Source organism: Paracidovorax avenae ATCC 19860, from assembly GCF_000176855.2.
GTDB classification, from domain to species: domain Bacteria; phylum Pseudomonadota; class Gammaproteobacteria; order Burkholderiales; family Burkholderiaceae_C; genus Paracidovorax; species Paracidovorax avenae.
In genome coordinates, this window is record NC_015138.1 from 255407 (window position 1) to 272320 (window position 16914).

Sequence of the window (16914 nt, forward strand, 5' to 3'; positions counted from 1 at the left end):
CGATCTACGGCGCCGCATCCCGCACACGGCCTGCAATGCCGGCGCGGCCCAGGCCAGCGGCAGCCGAGCAAGGGCCGCCCCGCAGCGAAGGCTGCGTCCCCCTGCCCGGCTTGCGCAGCAAGGCGAGAGCGGGGGGAAGGCCCGCAGGGCCTCAGGGGGGTGTTTCCCATTGACCTGCCAGCGCGGCGGCGGCGGTGCGCGTCTCCACGCCGAGCTTCTCGAAGATGTGTTCCAGGTGCTTGTTCACCGTGCGCGGGCTCATGCCCAGGATGTCGGCGATGTCGCGGTTGGTCTTGCCCTTGGCGATCCAGGACAGTACCTCGGTCTCGCGCGGCGTGAGGTCCACGCGCGGCAGGCGCGCCGCGGGCTCCGCGCCGGCAGCCTGCACCGACAGCAGCAGCATGGTTTCGCCCAGGCCGCTGGCGCCCAGCGGGCGCGCCAGCAGGCGCTGGCCGGGCTCCAGCGCGGTGGCGCCTTCGCCGGCCTGCTGCGCCTGGGCCAGCCAGCGCGCCATGGCCGGCGCGGGGGCGGCATCGGCAGCGAAGGCGGCTTCCAGCCAGCGCGTGGCCTGGGGCGAGCGCCAGGCGATGCGGTCCTGGCCGTCGAGCACCACCACGCCCATGCCGGCCACGTCCACTGCCTCGCGCGCCAGCCGGGCGGCGCGGGCGTTGGCGACGTGCGTGGCCAGCCGGGCCAGCACCTCGGGCAGGCGCAGGGGCTTGACCACGTAGTCCACCCCGCCGGCCGCGAAGCCGCGCACGATCTGTTCGGTCTCCGACAGGCCGGTCATGAACACGATGGGCACGTGCGACCACGGCGGCGTGGCCTTGATGCGGGCGCAGAGCGTGAAGCCGTCGGTACCGGGCATGACGGCGTCCAGCAGCACGCCGTCGGGCACGGCGAGGTCGAAGCGCTCGAGCGCCTCGTCGGCGTCGCGCGCGGCCAGCACGGCGTAGCCTTCTGCGGCGAGCGCGTCGCCGAGCATGCGCAGCGTGGCGAGGTCGTCGTCCACCACGAGGATGGCGCGCCGCGCCGCGGCGGAGGAGGGGGAAGCGGGAGCGGGGTCAGGCGGGTTCATCGTTGTCGTCGTCTTCGGGTTCGCGCAGCAGCCGGGTGAGCCGGTCGAAATCCATCTGGTCGGCGGCGTCCTGCAACTGCGCCAGCACGGCATGGCCGGGATGGTCGGCCCGGGCCGCGCGCAGCCGGGCGCGGAGCGCGGAGGCCTGGCCGGAGCGGGCCAGGTGGTGCAGTGCTTCCCGCAGCGGCTCCGGCAGTGGTTCCGGCCGCGGTTCCGCGGAAGCCGCCGCGGCACCGGCCTGCGCCGGGAGAGCGCCGGTGGCGGGGGGCACCTCCTGCGGCGCGGGGTCGTGCAGCCACTGCAGTCCGAGCGCGGACTGCAGGGCCTGCAGCAGTTCAGATTCCACCACCGGCTTGCCCACGAAGCCCTGGCACCCGTGGGCGGCCACGCGCGCGCCGTCGTTGTCGAACTGGTTGGCGGAGACGAAGACGATGGGCAGCACCTCGGCCGGCAGGCATTCGCGCAGCAGCGCGGCGGTCTGCCAGCCGTCCAGATCGTCCATGCTGATGTCCAGCAGCACCAGATCCGGGGGCGACTGCCGCACGATCTCCAGGCACTCGCGCCCGCTCGCGGCTTCGCGCACGTCGAAGCCCAGCGGCACCAGCAGGCCTGCGAGCAGCTGGCGCTGCAGCGGCTGGTCGTCCACCACCAGCAGGGTGCGGCGCGGTGGCCGGTAGCCCACCACGGGGCGCAGGGCGGCCTGCGCGGGCTGCCAGGCGGGATCGGGCGCGACCGCGGGCAGGTACAGGCGCGCGGTGAAGGTGCTGCCCTCGCCCACGGTGCTGCGCACGCTGAGCTGCCCGCCCATGAGTTCGGTCAGCAGGTGGGTGATGGTCAGGCCCAGGCCGGTGCCGGGCTCGCTGGCGCGGCGGCCGGCACTGCCGCGCTCGAAGGGCAGGAAGATGCGCTCCAGGTCCTGCGGCTCGATGCCGATGCCGGTGTCGATCACCTCGATGCGCGCGACGTGGGCGCGGAAGTCCAGCCGCAGCCGCACTTCGCCCTGGCGCGTGAAGCGCACCGCGTTGGAGAGCAGGTTGATCAGGATCTGCCGCAGGCGCCTGGCGTCCGCGCGGATCCACTCGGGCATGGTGCCCAGTACTTCCACGGCGAAGGCCAGCCCCCTGGCCTCGGCCTGCGGGCGCAGCATGCCCTCCACGTCGCGCACCAGCTCGGCCAGCGGCAGCGGCGCGACGGCCTGCCGCAGCCGGCCGGCCTCGATGCGGGCCAGCTCCAGCGAGTCGTCGATCAGCGCATGCATGTGCCGGCCGCTGCGCTCGATGGTGGAGAGCGCGTCGCGCAGCGCGTGGGCGTCCGGCGGGGCCTTCTGCAGGATCTGGGTGTAGCCCAGGATGCTGTTGAGCGGCGAGCGCAGCTCGTGCGTCATGCCGGCCACGTAGCGCGTCTTGGCCATGTTGGCGGCCTCGGCACGGTCGCGCGCGGCCTGCAGCTCGGCGTCGGTGCGCTTGTGCGCCTCGATCTCCTGCAGCAGCAGCTGCGTCTGGCGCTCGGATTCGTCCTGCGCCATGCGCCGGCTGCCGGTGCTGAGCACCACCCACCATGCGCACACCGCGGCCAGCAGCGCCAGCAGGGCATAGACCTTGAGGAACGGCACACGCAGGAACTGCGCGGGTGTCTCCAGCCCTTCCTGCACGTACACCACGCCCACCAGGAAGGCGACCACTGCGCAGAGCGAGGCGAACACCATCAGGTACTGGCCCAGCCGGAAGTTCATCTTCGCCGCCCAGGCGCGCGGCAGCAGCAGCGCGGCCAGCGAGCGCAGCTGATCGGCCGCGCGCGATCCGGTCTTGCAGCGGTCGTGGCAGCGCGACTCGAGCGAGCAGCACAGCGAGCAGATGGCCGCGCCATACGCGGGGCACCGTGCCATGTCCTCGGATTCGAAGCGGTTCTCGCACACGGCGCAGCGCACCAGCTCGCCCGGGGCCCAACCGGTGGCGGGCTGCCGGGCCAGGTAGTAGCGCCCGCCGGTCCACCACGCGAACAGCGGCGCCAGCGCCATCGACAGGGCCAGCGCGATGAAAGGCGAGAAGGCCGCCGCGGCCTCGCCCAGCAGGCCGGCATAGGCGCAGCAGGCCACGGCCGCGGCCACCACCATCGCGCCCAGGCCGACGGGGTTGAAGTCGTACAGGTGCGCCCGGCGGAACTCGATGCCCCGGGGAGACAGGCCCAGCGGCTTGTTGATGACCAGGTCGGCCACTAGCGCGCCCACCCAGGCGATCGCCACGTTGCTGTACACCGCCAGCACCTTCTCGAGCGCGCCGAACACGCCCAGCGTCATCAGCAGCGTGGCGATGCCCACGTTGAACACCAGCCACACCACGCGCCCCGGGTGGCTGCGCGTGACGCGCGCGAAGAAGTTGGACCAGGCCAGCGAGCCCGCATAGGCATTCGTCAGGTTGATCTTGATCTGCGAGACCACCACGAACAGCACCGTCACGGCCACCGCCATGCCGGGCAGTCCGAGGGACTGCATCACCTGCCGGAACCCCGCCAGGAACATCTGCGTGGGCTCGGCCGCGCGGTGCACGCCCACCTCGAACTGCAGCGCCGCGAACGCGAGGAAGGCGCCGCCCGCCATCTTGAGCATGCCCATGGCGATCCAGCCCGGCCCGGCCACCAGCACCGCGCCCCACCAGCGCCAGCGGTTGGCGGCGGTGCGCTCGGGCAGGAAGCGCAGGAAGTCCACCTGCTCGCCGATCTGCACCACCAGCGAGAAGATCACCGCGCAGGCCGCACCGAACATGAGCGGATCGAACTGGCTGCTGCCGCTCTTGAGGCCCGAGAGGCTGGCGAAGTCGCGGTAGAGCTGGGGCTGCGCCAGCGCGATCCACACGAAGGGCAGCAGCAGCAGGAAGAGCCACAGCGGCTGCGTCCAGGCCTGCAGGCGCGAGATCAGCGTGATGCCGCGCATGGCGAGCGGCAGGATGACGAGCGACGAGAGCACGTAGCACCACTGCAGCGGCCAGTCCACCACCAGCTGCAGGGCGAGCGCCATGATGGCTGCCTCCAGCGCGAAGAAGATGAAGGTGAACACCGCGTAGATCAGCGAGGTGATGGTCGAGCCCAGGTAGCCGAAGCCCGCGCCGCGCGTGAGCAGGTCCATGTCCAGACCGTAGCGCGCCGCGCAGTACGCGATCGGCAGGCCGGTGAGGAAGATCAGCACGCCCACCGCGAGGATCGCCCACATCGCGTTGGAAAAGCCGTAGTTGAGTGCGACCGCGCCGCCGATGGCCTCCAGCGCCAGGAACGAGAGCGAGCCGAATGCCGTGTTCGCCACGCGGAATTCGCTCCAGCGCCGGAAGCTCTTGGGCGTGTAGCGCAGTGCGTAGTCCTCCATGGACTCGTCGGCCACCCAGGCGTTGTATTCGCGCCGGAAGCGAAAGATCGTCTGCGTCGCGGCCGGTGCGTCGGCAGGGGGGGCGGTGGGAAGGGCGGCCATGCCCGGACCGCATGCAAGAAACGTTCTTGGCGCGGTGCGGGCGGCGGCATGCGCAGGCCCCTACGTTAATTGACGTATGGGCGCTTCGCAGGGTTCTCCCTAACCTTCATTCCAGCGCGGCACCTGTCGTCCATCCGGTGCGACACCACCGCCGCCTTCCACCCTCGCCAGACGCAAGGAGCGCCTTCATGAAGCACCCCCTCGACCCCCGGAACGTTTCGTCCCCCCTGGCCAGCGCCGACGCGGGCCGCCGCCGCCTGCTGCAGGCCATGGGCGCCGCGTCCATCGCCGGCCTGCCGGCCTGGGGCCACGCCCAGCCCACGGCGCAGGTCAACACGACCAAGCTGGCCGTGACCGACACGGAAGTGACCGTGGGCCAGCTGCATTCGGCCACGGGCACGATGGCGATCTCGGAGACGGGCTCCATCCAGGCCGAGCAGCTCGCCATCGACCAGATCAACGCCATGGGCGGCGTGCTGGGCCGCAAAATCAAGGTCATCAAGGAAGACGGCGCATCCGACTGGCCCACCTTCGCCGAGAAGGCCAAGAAGCTGCTCATCAACGACCACTGCGCGGCGGTGTTCGGCTGCTGGACCAGCGCCTCGCGCAAGGCGGTGCTGCCGATCTTCGAGAAGGAGAACGGCCTGCTGTACTACCCCACTTTCTACGAAGGCCTGGAGCAGTCGAAGAACGTGATCTACACCGGCCAGGAGGCCACGCAGCAGATCCTCTACAGCCTGGACTGGGCGCAGAAGGAGAAGAAGGCCAAGACCTTCTTCCTGATCGGCTCGGACTACATCTGGCCGCGCACCTCGATGAAGATCGCGCGCAAGCACATCGAGAACTTCCAGAAGGGCAAGGTCGTCGGCGAGGAGTACTACCCGCTGGGCAGCACCAACTTCGGCTCGCTGATGAACAAGATCAAGGTGCAGAAGCCCGACTGCATCTTCGTGGCGGTGGTGGGCGGCTCCAACGTGGCCTTCTACAAGGCGCTCAAGGCCGCGGGCATCACCGGCGACAAGCAGCTGCTGGTGACGCTGTCGGTCACCGAGGACGAAATGACCGGCGTGGGCGGCGAGAACTTCGCGGGCTTCTATTCGTCGATGAAGTACTTCCAGTCGCTGGACAACGAGAACAACAAGAAGTTCGTGGCCGCCTTCAAGGCCAAGTACGGGCCCAACGCGGTGATCGGCGATGTGACGCAGGCCGGCTACCTGGGCCCCTGGCTCTGGAAGGCCGCGGTGGAGAAGGCCAAGAGCTTCGACGTGGACAAGGTGGTGGCCGCGTCACCCGGCATCGAACTCAAGACTGCGCCCGAAGGCTACGTGAAGGTGGACGCCAACCACCACCTCTGGAGCAAGTCGCGCATCGCCCAGGGGCTGCCGGACGGCACGTTCAAGGTGGTGTCCGAATCGCCCGAGCTCATCAAACCGGACCCATTCCCCAAGGGGTATCAGTGATCACCCCCTGAGGCGCTGCGCGCCTCCCCCTCTCTCGCTGCGCGGGAGGGGGGCGACACCTTCGGTGCGGGGCGGCCCTTCCTCGGTGTCTCTGGCCTGGGGCCGCGCCGGTTTCCAGGGCCGTGGGCATTGCCGGCTATGGGGTGCCGGATTTCGCACGGACTGCTTTCCTCCCTGACTGGTTTGCACGCAGGAGCTGCACCATGACTTTCTCCGAGATGATGAACATCGGCCTGATGCAGGGCTTCGCGGGCCTGAGCCTGTTCGCGGTGCTGCTGCTCATGGGCCTGGGGCTGGCGATCATCTTCGGGCAGATGGGCGTGATCAACATGGCGCACGGCGAATTCATGACCATCGGCGCCTACACCATCTACCTGGGCTCGACGCTGACGGCGCAGTACGCGCCCGGCTTCATGCCGTTCTACTTCCCGCTGGCCATCGCCGCCGCCTTCGGCTTCGCGTTCGTGGCCGGCTGGCTGGTGGAGTGGGGGCTGATCCGCCACCTCTACAAGCGCCCGCTCGACACGCTGCTGGCCACCTGGGGCATCAGCCTGGCGCTGCAGCAGTGCTTCCGGACCTTCATCGGCCCCAAGGAAGTGAGCCCCACGCTGCCGGACTGGCTGATGGGCTCCTGGGCACCCGCGGAGGGGCTGGACATTCCCGTCAACGGCCTGTTCGTGCTGGCCCTGACCGTGGTGGTGACGGCCGGCGTGCTGATCGCGCTGCACAAGAGCCGCTGGGGCCTGCGGGTGCGCGCCACCGTGAGCAACCGCGTGATGGCCAACGCCATCGGCATCGACACCAAGAAGACCGACCGCCTCACCTTCGCCATCGGCTGCGGCATCGCCGGCGTGGCGGGCGCGGCCTTCACCACCATTGGCTCCACGGGGCCCACCTCGGGCTCGCTCTACATCGTCGATGCCTTCCTCGTCGTGACCTTCGGCGGCGCGGCCAGCCTGCTGGGCACGGTGGTGTCGGCCTTCGGCATCGCGCAGACGCAGTCGATCACCGAGTTCTTCCTGGCCGGCTCCATGGCCAAGGTGATCACGCTCTCGCTGATCGTGCTGATCCTGATGGTGCGGCCGCAGGGGCTGTTCGCCTCCAAGGTCCGCCGCTGATGCGCGCCGCGCCCTGTCGTTCCTTCCTTTCCGCATCCACCGGAGTCCTCCCATGAACGCCCTCAAAGCCTGGGTCCAGCGCTACCAGCTCGCCAGCCTGGTGCTGCTCACCGTGCTGCTGGCCGTGGTCCTGCCGCTGGCCCTCGACGTGTTCCGCCTGAACCTGGTGGGCAAGTACCTCACCTACGCCTTCGTCGCCATCGGCCTGGTGATGGTGTGGGGCTACGGCGGCGTGCTGAGCCTGGGGCAGGGCGTGTTCTTCGGCCTGGGCGGCTACGCCATGGCCATGTTCCTGAAGCTCGAGGCCTCCGACCCCATCAGCACGAAGATCCAGTCCACCCCCGGCATCCCGGACTTCATGGACTGGAACCAGATCACGGCGCTGCCGTCGTTCTGGGTGCCGTTCAAGAGCCTGCCGTTCGCGCTCGCCGCGGTGGTCGTGCTGCCCACGCTGCTGGCCTGGATCGTGAGCTTCGCCATGTTCAAGCGCCGCGTGGGCGGCGTGTATTTCGCGATCATCACGCAGGCGGTGGCGCTGATCTGCACGGTGCTCATCATCGGCCAGCAGGGCTACACGGGCGGCGTGAACGGCATGACCGACCTGAAGACGCTCTGGGGCTGGGACACGCGCACCGACAGCGCCAAGGTCATCCTCTACTACGTGTGCGTGGCGCTGCTGGTGGCGTCCATCGTGCTGTGCCGCTACATCCAGACGAGCAAGCTGGGCACGCTGCTGCTGGCCATGCGCGACAAGGAAGACCGCGTGCGCTTCTCGGGCTACGACGTGGCCAACTTCAAGGTCTTCACCTTCTGCCTGGCGGCGGCGCTCTCCGGCATCGGCGGCGCGCTGTTCACGCTGCAGGTGGGCTTCATGTCGCCGAGCTTCGTGGGCATCGTGCCTTCGATCGAAATGGTGATCTACGCCGCCGTGGGCGGGCGCATGAGCCTGGTGGGCGCGGTGTATGGCGCGCTGCTGGTGAACGCGGGCAAGACGTATTTCTCGGAGAGCTTTCCCGACCTGTGGCTGTTCCTCATGGCCGCGCTCTTCATCGGCGTGACCATGGCCTTCCCGATGGGCCTGGCCGGCCTGTGGGAGGAGCGCATCGTGCCCTGGTGGAAGGGCCGCCGCGAGGCCCTGCGCCGCGCCGCGGTGCCGGCCCCGGCCCCGTGGCCCGCACCCGCCGCGGAGCCGGAGGCTTCCGCCGCTGCACCCCTGCCACCGGCCGCGCCTGCGGCTCCGCTGCCCCAGGGCACGCGCCACCAGGGCGTCTGAACCTCCACCACCGCGCAGGAGACTTTTGCATGAGCAACACCGACTTCGCCCTCGCCGTGGAAGACCTCACCGTCTCCTTCGACGGCTTCAAGGCCATCGACAACCTCACGCTGTACGTGGACAGGAACGAGCTGCGCGTGATCATCGGCCCCAACGGCGCGGGCAAGACCACGCTGCTGGACCTGATCTGCGGCAAGACGCGCGCCACTGGCGGGAGCATCAAGTTCAAGAACGAGGAGCTGACCCGCATGGCGGAGCACAAGCGCGTGCGCCTGGGCATCGGGCGCAAGTTCCAGACGCCGTCGATCTACGAGAACCTGTCGGTGTTCCAGAACCTGGAGGTGTCGTATCCGACGGGCCGCACGGTGTTCGGTGCGCTGGCCTTTCGCTGCACCGATGTGGTGAAGGAGCGCGTGCAGGCGGTGGCGGAAGACATCGGCCTGGCCGAGCGCCTGGAGACCGAGGCCGGGCTGCTGTCGCACGGGCAGAAGCAGTGGCTGGAGATCGGCATGCTGCTGATGCAGGAGCCGGAGCTGCTGATGCTGGACGAGCCGATCGCGGGGATGAGCGCGCGCGAACGCGAGCTGACGGCGGAGCTGCTGGAGCGCATTTGCCGCAACCGCGCGGTGATCGTGATCGAGCACGACATGGAGTTCGTGAAGCGCATCGCGCACAAGGTGACGGTGATGCACCAGGGAAAGATCCTGGCCGAGGGGCCAATGGACAAGGTGCAGGCCGATCCGAAGGTCATCGACGTGTACCTGGGGCATTGAGCTATGCGGTGCGAACGACAGTTGCCTTCATTGCCCCGGTGTCCGAGCGAAGGCCTCATGGCGCGTGGGTTCGGGGTGGCCCGTGGCGGCGGCATGCCCCGCTCCGCGAATGTCCCCCGGCCTGCGGCCTCCTCCTTTATTTCGCTGCGCGGGGCAGGCCACCACCACGGGCAGCCAGCGCCGCGCGGTTTTCACGGCCGGCAAGGCAGAGCACTGAACTGGCCGGGAGTGCCGGGTGGCCCCTGCAGCGAAATCAAGGAGGAGGCGAAGCCGGGGGACATTCGCGGAAGGGGCCACCCGGCGATCCCGGCCCGGGCGCACAGCTCGCACCTCTCTGTCCCCTCTGCCTGCGCAACCGCCAAGCAGGCAACGCACGCCACGCATTCCCCAGGAGCGATCCCATGCTGAAAGTCAAAGACCTCCACGTCGCCTACGGCCAGAGCGAAGCCCTGCACGGCATCTCGTTCGAAGGCCATGCCAACGAAACCGTCGCCATCATGGGCCGCAACGGCATGGGCAAGACCACCCTCTTCAAAAGCCTCATGGGCGTGCTCCCCACCAAGAGCGGCAGCATCCGCGTCGCGGACCAGGACGTCACGCGCGACGAAAGCTTCCGCCGCGTCGCCAAAGGCATCGCCTACGTCCCCCAGGGCCGCATGATCTTCCCCACCCTCACCGTGGAAGAGAACATCCAGACCGGCCTGGAGAACGCCAAAGAGAAGCGCATCCCCGACGAGATCTACGCCCTCTTCCCCGTGCTCTGGGACATGCGCCGCCGCAAGGGCGGCAATCTCTCCGGCGGCCAGCAGCAGCAACTCGCCATCGCCCGCGCGCTGGTCACCGACCCCAAGGTGCTGCTGCTCGACGAACCCACCGAAGGCATCCAGCCTTCCATCATCAAGGACATCGCGAAGGCGCTCAACGAGATCCGCCGCATGCGCCAGCTCACCATCGTCGTGTCCGAGCAGGTGCTCAGCTTCGCGATGGACGTGGCCGACCGGCTCTTCGTCATCGAAGGCGGGCGCCTGGTGCACGAGACCACCCGCGCCGACACCGACCAGCAGCGCATCAAGTCCTACCTCTCCGTCTGACCACCATCCACCCCCAAGGAGCCTGCCATGACCGACACCCTCATCAAAGTCGACCTGACGAAGTCGCCCACCGAAAACGAGAACATCCACAACCGCTGGCACCCCGACATTCCCATGGCCTGCTGGGTCAACCCCGGCGACGACTTCATCCTGGAGACCTTCGACTGGACCGGCGGCTTCATCAAGAACAACGACAGCGCCGACGACGTGCGCGACATCGACCTGACCACCGTGCACTACCTCTCCGGCCCGGTGGGCGTGAAGGGTGCCGAGCCGGGCGATTTGCTCGTCGTGGACCTGCTCGACATCGGCGCCAAGCCGGACAGCCTCTGGGGCTTCAACGGCTTCTTCTCCAAGAAGAACGGCGGCGGCTTCCTGACCGAGCACTTCCCCGAGGCGCAGAAGTCCATCTGGGACTTCAAGGGCATGTTCACCAGCTCGCGCCACATCCCGGGCGTGAACTTCGCCGGCCTGATCCATCCCGGCCTGATCGGCTGCCTGCCCGACCGGGCCATGCTCGACCAGTGGAACGCCCGCGAGCAGGCGCTGATCGACAGCGACCCCACCGCCGGCCTCGCGAACCCGCCGTCGCCCGGCACGGCGCACATGGGCAAGATGACCGGCGATGCGCGCGCCAAGGCCGCCGCCGAAGCCGCCCGCACCGTGCCGCCGCGCGAGCACGGCGGCAACTGCGACATCAAGGACCTCTCGCGTGGCGCGAAGGTGTACTTCCCCGTTTACGTGGACGGCGCGGGGCTGAGCGTGGGCGACCTGCACTTCAGCCAGGGCGACGGCGAGATCACCTTCTGCGGCGCGATCGAGATGGCCGGCTGGGTGCACATGAAGGTCACGCTTATCAAGGGCGGCATGGCCAAGTACGGCATCAGGAACCCCATCTTCAAGCCCAGCCCCATCGTGCCCACCTACAACGACTACCTGATCTTCGAGGGCATCTCGGTGGACGAGGCCGGCAAGCAGTACTACCTGGACGTGAACGTGGCCTACCGCCAGGCCTGCCTGAACGCCATCGAATACCTGAAGAAGTTCGGCTACAGCGGCGCGCAGGCCTATTCCATCCTGGGCACGGCGCCGGTGCAGGGCCACATCAGCGGCGTGGTGGACGTGCCCAACGCCTGCGCCACGCTGTGGCTACCCACGCAGATCTTCGACTTCGACATCAACCCGAGCGCCAGCGGCCCCGTCAAGATGCTGGACGGCAGCATCGACATGCCCCTCTCGCCCGACCTCGCCTGAGGGCGCGGACCGAAGAACAGACGAGGAGGCCGCACATGCCCACCTACGACTACCACTGCGCGGACTGCGGCGGCTTCGATGCGCTGCGCGGCCTGGCCCAGCGCAACGAGCCCGCCGCCTGCCCGGAGTGCGGCGCACCTTCGCCCCGCGTGTTCGCCAGCGCGCCGCGGCTGGCCTGCCTGGGCCCGGAGCAGCGCCGCGCCCATGACACCAACGAGCGCGCCCGCCATGCGCCGCGCTCCTCGCGCGATGCCGAGGCCGGCAGCTACGGCCGGCTGCGCCACCCCGCGGGCTGCGGCTGCTGCAGCGGCGGCGGTGGGAGCAAGCGCAGCGCCACCGTCACTGCGCCCAACGGCGCCAAGGCCTTCCCGTCGAAGCGGCCCTGGATGATCAGCCATTGAGCGCCGGGCCCCGTACGGACTTTTCTTATGCCACCCATTCCCACAAGGAGACCTTGCCATGATCCACGGTGACATCTCGAGCAGCGACGACACCGTCGGCGTCGCGGTCGTCAACTACAAGATGCCCCGGCTGCACACCCGAGCCGAGGTGCTGGACAACGCCCGCAAAATCGCCGACATGCTGGTCGGCATGAAGGCCGGCCTGCCGGGCATGGACCTGGTCATCTTCCCCGAGTACAGCACCCACGGCATCATGTACGACCGCCAGGAGATGCTGGACACCGCCGCCACCATCCCTGGCGAGGAAACCGAGATCTTCGCCGCCGCCTGCCGCAAGGCCAGGGTGTGGGGCGTGTTCTCGCTCACCGGCGAGCGGCACGAGGAGCACCCGCGCAAGGTGCCCTACAACACGCTCATCCTCATGAACGACCAGGGCGAGATCGTGCAGAAGTACCGCAAGATCATGCCGTGGACGCCCATCGAGGGCTGGTACCCCGGCGACCGCACCTACGTGACCGAGGGCCCCAAGGGCCTGAAGATCAGCCTCATCATCTGCGACGACGGCAACTACCCCGAGATCTGGCGCGACTGCGCCATGCAGGGCGCGGAGCTCATCGTGCGCTGCCAGGGCTACATGTACCCGGCCAAGGAGCAGCAGATCCTGATGAGCAAGGCCATGGCCTTCGCCAACAACAGCTACGTGGCCGTGGCCAACGCGGCCGGCTTCGACGGCGTGTACAGCTACTTCGGCCACAGCGCGCTGATCGGCTTCGATGGCCGCACGCTGGGCGAATGCGGCGAGGAGGAAATGGGCGTGCAGTACGCCGCGCTCTCCAAGCACCTGATCCGCGACTTCCGCCGCCACGGCCAGAGCGAGAACCACCTGTTCAAGCTGCTGCACCGGGGATATACCGGTCTGCTGAACTCGGGCGAGGGCGACCAGGGTGTGGCGGACTGTCCCTACGGTTTCTACCGCCAGTGGGTGGCCGACCCGGCCGCCGCGCGCCGCACGGCGGAGGCCGTCACGCGCGGCACCGTGGGGACGCCGCAATGCCCGGTGGACGGCATTCCGCACGGCGCGCGGGAACCCTGACGCTCCGCAGCGCTACCGCCCTCGGGGCGAATAATCGCTCTCGATCCACGCCAGCGCGCTGCCCTGGCTGAGCTTGAAGTTCGCCTCCACGCGCGCCTCGCCCAGCAACTGCCCGGCGGCGCCATGCGCGGTCAGAACGGCATACGGATATTCCTCGTCCGGCACGATGCGCAGCGCCACCCGGACGAGGTCGGCGCCGGAACCCACGGCCACCTCCTTGTGCAGTTGCGCGTGCAGTTGCTGCTCGTGGCGGCGGAGCACTTCGGAGGCGGTCTTGACCAGCGTGTGGAAGGCCGCCACGTCCAGCGGCTTGGGGTTCTTCTTGTCGCGGCCCATCGTCCACGGGCCGACCAGCGCCGGCTCGGATTCGCCGCGCAGCGTCATCGCCACGGCCCAGCCGTCGTCGTCTTCGTTCTTGATCACCTCGGCCGTCCAGCGTCCGTCGCTCCAGAGGCGGGCTTCCTGGATGGGCGCTTCGGTGGTTTCGGGGGATGCCTCGTCGGTCTTCTGCAGGGGAGAGTCGTTCATGGCTGCATTGTCCGGCACGTGGCCGGCCGGCCGGCAGCAGTGGCCGCGGCGCCCACCACCGGCCGCAGCCGCGCCACGAATTCCCGCGCTGCCGCGCTGCGCGACGCGCCCCGGCGCCACAGCACGCCCGCGCGGCGCACGGTGGCGGGTTCGGTCAGCGTGATCGCGCGCATGCCCGGCCCGGCCTGGCCGGCTGCTCGCTCGGCCGCGATGGTGGCCAGGGGCCCGTTGCGGCAGGCGTGCAGCAGCGCGTCCACCGATTCCATCTCCACCCGCACCATGGGGGCCACGCCGGCCTGGGCGAAGGCCGCGTCGATCATGCGGCGCGTGGCGAAGCTCTGCGGCAGCAGCGCCAGCGGCACGCCGGCCAGTTCGCGCACGCGCAGGCTGCGGCGGCGCGCCAGCGCGTGGCCCGCGTGCACCACCAGCTGCAGGCGCTCCTCGAACAGCGGCTCGGCCTCGATCTCCTCGCGGTGCGCGGGGTGGAAGGAGATGCCCACGTCCAGCCGGCCGGCGATCAACTGCTCTTCGATCGGGCCGCCGCGCAGGTCGCGCACCACCACCTGCACGCCCGGGTAGTCCGCGCTGAAGGCGGCCACCGCATCCGGCACCAGGTGCGTGAGGAAGGTGGGAATCACGCCCACCGTGAGCGTGCCGGCCTGCAGCCCCGCCATGTCGGCCAGCGCCATGCGGCCGGCCTCCAGCTCCTGCAGCGCGCGTGCCGCGTGGCTGCGGAATGCCATGCCCGCCTGCGAGAGCTTCAGCCCGCGCCCCAGCCGGTCGAACAGCGGCAGGCCCAGTTCGGCCTCCAGCTGCCGAAGCCCGTGCGACAGCGTGGACTGGGTGACGAACAGCGCGTCGGCCGACTGCGTGAGGTGCTCGGTCTCGGCCACGCTCAGGAAGTAGCGCAGCTGGCGCAGCTCCATGGAAGAGTCCTTTGGAAACGGTGCGGTGGATCGTTCGATGACAACGAACGGAGTGTGCGATATATACCATTGGAACAAATGCTTACCGCGGGATAAGGTCCTCCCCATGACCGCACCTGTCCCCGCCGGCCTGCGCATCGAGCGCATCGAGGCCCGCATCCTCGACATCCCCACCATCCGGCCGCACAAGTTCTCGTTCGGCGCCATCCACCGCCAGAGCCCGGTGGTGGTGCAGCTGTGGCTGTCGGACGGCGCCTGCGGCTTCGGCGAGGCCGCCACCATCGGCGGCCCGTCGTGGAACGAGGAATCCCCCGAAACCATCCTGCACGCCATCACGCAGTACCTGGGCCCCGCCGTGGCCGGGCAGGACGCGGGCCGCTTCGAGCAATTGCTGCAGCGCATGGACGCCGTCTGCAAAGGCAACCGCTTCGCCAAGAGCGCCGTGGAGATGGCCGCCATCGACGCCGTGGCGCGTTCCCTGGGCCTGCCCGCCTGGCAACTGCTGGGCGGCAAGCAGCGCGAGGGCCTGCCGCTGGCCTGGACGCTCGCCAGCGGCGATTCCGCGCGCGACGTGGAAGAGGCCGAGCGCATGCTGGAAGCGCGCCGCCACCGCATCTTCAAGCTCAAGATCGGCGCGCGCGCTCCGCAGGACGACGTGGCCCACGTCACCCGCATCGCGCGCGGCCTGGACGGGCGCGCCGACATGACGGTGGACATCAACCAGGCCTGGGACGGCAACACCGCGCGCCGCTACGTGCCCCAGCTCATCGATGCGGGCGTGAGCCTGATCGAGCAGCCCGTCGCGCAATGGAACGTGGAGGCCCTGCGCCAGCTCACCGCCGGCCTGCCCGCCGGCGCGCTGGTGATGGCCGACGAGACCGTCTGCACGCCGCAGGACGCCATGCTGCTGGCGCGGCAGGGCGCCTGCCATGTCTTCTCGCTCAAGGTGGCCAAGCACGGCGGCCTGCTGCGCACCCGCGCCGTCGCGGCCGTGGCCGAGGCCGCGGACATCGGCTGGTACGGCGGCACCATGCTGGAGACGTCGCTCGGCAGCGCCGCGTCGGCCCACGTCTTCGCCACCCTGCCCGGCACGCACCACAACTGCGAGCTGTTCGGCCCGCAACTGCTGGTCAACGACATCGTCGCCACGCCCATGGCCGTGCGCGACTTCGCGCTGCAGCTTCCCGACGGTCCCGGCTTCGGCGTGGAGGTGCTGCCCGAGGCCCTGCACCGTTTCGACCGTGCCCGCGAAGGTCTCGCGCCCGTGCACGTGGACATGGGCCGCCAGGCGGCCGCCTCCGCCGCGCCATCCGCCTGACGCCTGCGCCGCCGTTTCACCCATCCATCCTTCACCGAACCCTATAAATCCGGAGACAAGTCCCATGCCATCCATCCGCGCCCAGGCCCTGCCGTTCGCCCACGTCCCCACACGCCGCCGCGCCCTGGCCCTCGCGGCGGGTGCCGCCGCCACCGCCGCAGCCGCCCTGGCGGGCGTGCTGCCCGCGCCGGCCCATGCACAGCAGGCCGATGCCGCCGCCTGGCCCTCCAAGCCCGTCCGCTGGGTCGTTCCGTTCCCGCCCGGCGGCGCCATGGACGTCATCGCCCGCACCCTGGGCGCGTGCCGGCCGCACCCTGGGCCAGCCCTTCGTGATCGAGAACCGCCCCGGCGCGGGCGGCAACATCGGCGCGGACGCCGTCGCCAAGTCGCCGGCCGACGGCTACACGATCATGATCACCTCCATCGGCATGGCCACCAACAAGGCGCTCTACGCCAAGCTGAGCTACGACCCGGTGAAGGACTTCGCGCCCGTCAGCCTGCTGGCCATCGTGCCCAACGTGCTCGTGGTGCACGCCAACAGCCCGGACAAGACGGTGGCCGACGTGATCGCGCATGCCAAGCGCGAGCCCGGCAAGCTCACCTACGCATCGGCCGGCAACGGCACCTCCATCCACCTGGCCGGCGAGGTGTTCGCCTCCATGGCCAAACTCAACCTGCTGCACGTGCCCTACAAGGGCAGCGGCCCGGCCATGACCGACATGCTGGGCGGGCAGGTGGACCTGATGTTCGACAGCATCACCTCCGCCGCCCCCCACATCCAGTCCGGCAAGCTGCGCGCCCTGGGCGTCACCAGCGCCAGGCGCTCGGCCGCGTTGCCGGGCGTGCCGACCATCGCCGAAGCCGGCGTGCCCGGCTACGAGGTCTCGCCCTGGTTCGCCGTGTTCGCCCCGGCCGGCACGCCCGCGCCCATCGTGCAGAAGATCAACGCCGCCCTGCTGGACGCCATGAAGCAGCCGGACACCAAGGCCCGCTTCGACGCCATCGGCGCCGAGCCCATCGGCAGCACGCCCGCGCAGCTGGCCACGCACCTGGACAAGGAAATGGCGCGGTGGGGCGCGCTGATCAAGGACCGCAACATCCGGATGGATTGACGCGACAGGTCCGGGGAAGGCAGTGCTCGCCA

Annotated in this window: 13 protein-coding genes and 1 pseudogene; 10 read left to right on the top strand and 4 right to left on the bottom strand. The window is 69.6% G+C overall.

The window, feature by feature from the left end; translation table 11 throughout:
* Positions 1-151: 151 nt before the first annotated feature.
* Together ACAV_RS01140 and ACAV_RS01145 are read right to left on the bottom strand one after the other, a co-directional pair.
* Positions 152-1078, bottom strand: a complete 927-nt coding sequence (locus ACAV_RS01140; protein ID WP_013592746.1) for a response regulator transcription factor — start codon at positions 1076-1078, stop codon at positions 152-154.
* Positions 1065-4535 (bottom strand): hybrid sensor histidine kinase/response regulator, encoded by a 3471-nt coding sequence (locus tag ACAV_RS01145; RefSeq protein ID WP_013592747.1) that lies wholly within the window; start codon positions 4533-4535, stop codon positions 1065-1067. The genes ACAV_RS01140 and ACAV_RS01145 overlap by 14 nt, the downstream gene beginning before the upstream one ends.
* A 188-nt stretch (positions 4536-4723) precedes the next feature.
* Here ACAV_RS01145 and urtA point away from each other — a divergent pair, with 188 nt between their 5' ends.
* From urtA to ACAV_RS01185, 8 genes are all read left to right on the top strand, one after another.
* A complete protein-coding gene (gene urtA, locus ACAV_RS01150; RefSeq protein WP_013592748.1) occupies positions 4724-5995 on the top strand; it encodes an urea ABC transporter substrate-binding protein in 1272 nt (423 codons plus the stop codon).
* Between the two features lie 203 nt (positions 5996-6198).
* A complete protein-coding gene (gene urtB, locus ACAV_RS01155; protein WP_013592749.1) occupies positions 6199-7113 on the top strand; it encodes an urea ABC transporter permease subunit UrtB in 915 nt (304 codons plus the stop codon).
* 52 nt (positions 7114-7165) lie between these two features.
* A complete protein-coding gene (gene urtC / locus ACAV_RS01160; RefSeq protein ID WP_013592750.1) occupies positions 7166-8386 on the top strand; it encodes an urea ABC transporter permease subunit UrtC in 1221 nt (406 codons plus the stop codon).
* A 29-nt stretch (positions 8387-8415) separates the two neighbouring features.
* Positions 8416-9159: an urea ABC transporter ATP-binding protein UrtD gene (gene urtD / locus ACAV_RS01165; RefSeq protein ID WP_013592751.1), complete on the top strand. Its 744-nt coding sequence runs from the start codon at positions 8416-8418 to the stop codon at positions 9157-9159.
* A gap of 401 nt (positions 9160-9560) precedes the next feature.
* The gene (gene urtE, locus ACAV_RS01170) at positions 9561-10250 is read left to right on the top strand and encodes an urea ABC transporter ATP-binding subunit UrtE (protein ID WP_013592752.1); all 690 of its coding nucleotides are present in this window, start codon (positions 9561-9563) and stop codon (positions 10248-10250) included.
* Positions 10251-10277: 27 nt separating this feature from the next.
* The gene (gene fmdA / locus ACAV_RS01175) at positions 10278-11504 is read left to right on the top strand and encodes a formamidase (protein ID WP_013592753.1); all 1227 of its coding nucleotides are present in this window, start codon (positions 10278-10280) and stop codon (positions 11502-11504) included.
* 35 nt (positions 11505-11539) lie between these two features.
* Positions 11540-11905, top strand: a complete 366-nt coding sequence (locus ACAV_RS01180) for an FmdB family zinc ribbon protein (RefSeq protein WP_013592754.1) — start codon at positions 11540-11542, stop codon at positions 11903-11905.
* Positions 11906-11963: 58 nt separating this feature from the next.
* Complete coding sequence (locus ACAV_RS01185; protein ID WP_013592755.1) at positions 11964-12998, top strand: aliphatic amidase; 1035 nt, start codon at positions 11964-11966, stop codon at positions 12996-12998.
* Between the two features lie 12 nt (positions 12999-13010).
* Here the strand turns inward: ACAV_RS01185 and ACAV_RS01190 are convergent, their stop codons facing one another.
* Together ACAV_RS01190 and cynR are read right to left on the bottom strand one after the other, a co-directional pair.
* Positions 13011-13526, bottom strand: a complete 516-nt coding sequence (locus ACAV_RS01190; protein WP_013592756.1) for a hypothetical protein — start codon at positions 13524-13526, stop codon at positions 13011-13013.
* A complete protein-coding gene (cynR, locus tag ACAV_RS01195; protein WP_013592757.1) occupies positions 13523-14452 on the bottom strand; it encodes a transcriptional regulator CynR in 930 nt (309 codons plus the stop codon). Before cynR ends, ACAV_RS01190 begins: the two co-directional genes overlap by 4 nt.
* Before the next feature lie 106 nt (positions 14453-14558).
* Between cynR and ACAV_RS01200 the strand changes: the two genes are divergently transcribed.
* Positions 14559-15770: a muconate/chloromuconate family cycloisomerase gene (locus ACAV_RS01200; protein ID WP_013592758.1), complete on the top strand. Its 1212-nt coding sequence runs from the start codon at positions 14559-14561 to the stop codon at positions 15768-15770.
* 64 nt (positions 15771-15834) lie between these two features.
* Positions 15835-16882 (top strand): annotated as a pseudogene (locus tag ACAV_RS01205) (tripartite tricarboxylate transporter substrate binding protein).
* The last annotated feature ends 32 nt before the right edge of the window (positions 16883-16914 follow it).

Bases quoted from the DNA above. Each gene is read 5' to 3' on its own strand.
- urtD (WP_013592751.1), top strand. From the start codon at position 8,416: ATGAGCAACACCGACTTCGCCCTCGCCGTGGAAGACCTCACCGTCTCC.
- ACAV_RS01180 (WP_013592754.1), top strand. From the start codon at position 11,540: ATGCCCACCTACGACTACCACTGCGCGGACTGCGGCGGCTTCGATGCG.
- fmdA (WP_013592753.1), top strand. From the start codon at position 10,278: ATGACCGACACCCTCATCAAAGTCGACCTGACGAAGTCGCCCACCGAA.
- ACAV_RS01190 (WP_013592756.1), bottom strand. From the start codon at position 13,526: ATGAACGACTCTCCCCTGCAGAAGACCGACGAGGCATCCCCCGAAACC.
- ACAV_RS01140 (WP_013592746.1), bottom strand. From the start codon at position 1,078: ATGAACCCGCCTGACCCCGCTCCCGCTTCCCCCTCCTCCGCCGCGGCG.
- urtA (WP_013592748.1), top strand. From the start codon at position 4,724: ATGAAGCACCCCCTCGACCCCCGGAACGTTTCGTCCCCCCTGGCCAGC.
- urtE (WP_013592752.1), top strand. From the start codon at position 9,561: ATGCTGAAAGTCAAAGACCTCCACGTCGCCTACGGCCAGAGCGAAGCC.
- ACAV_RS01145 (WP_013592747.1), bottom strand. From the start codon at position 4,535: ATGGCCGCCCTTCCCACCGCCCCCCCTGCCGACGCACCGGCCGCGACG.
- cynR (WP_013592757.1), bottom strand. From the start codon at position 14,452: ATGGAGCTGCGCCAGCTGCGCTACTTCCTGAGCGTGGCCGAGACCGAG.
- ACAV_RS01185 (WP_013592755.1), top strand. From the start codon at position 11,964: ATGATCCACGGTGACATCTCGAGCAGCGACGACACCGTCGGCGTCGCG.
- urtB (WP_013592749.1), top strand. From the start codon at position 6,199: ATGACTTTCTCCGAGATGATGAACATCGGCCTGATGCAGGGCTTCGCG.
- urtC (WP_013592750.1), top strand. From the start codon at position 7,166: ATGAACGCCCTCAAAGCCTGGGTCCAGCGCTACCAGCTCGCCAGCCTG.
- ACAV_RS01200 (WP_013592758.1), top strand. From the start codon at position 14,559: ATGACCGCACCTGTCCCCGCCGGCCTGCGCATCGAGCGCATCGAGGCC.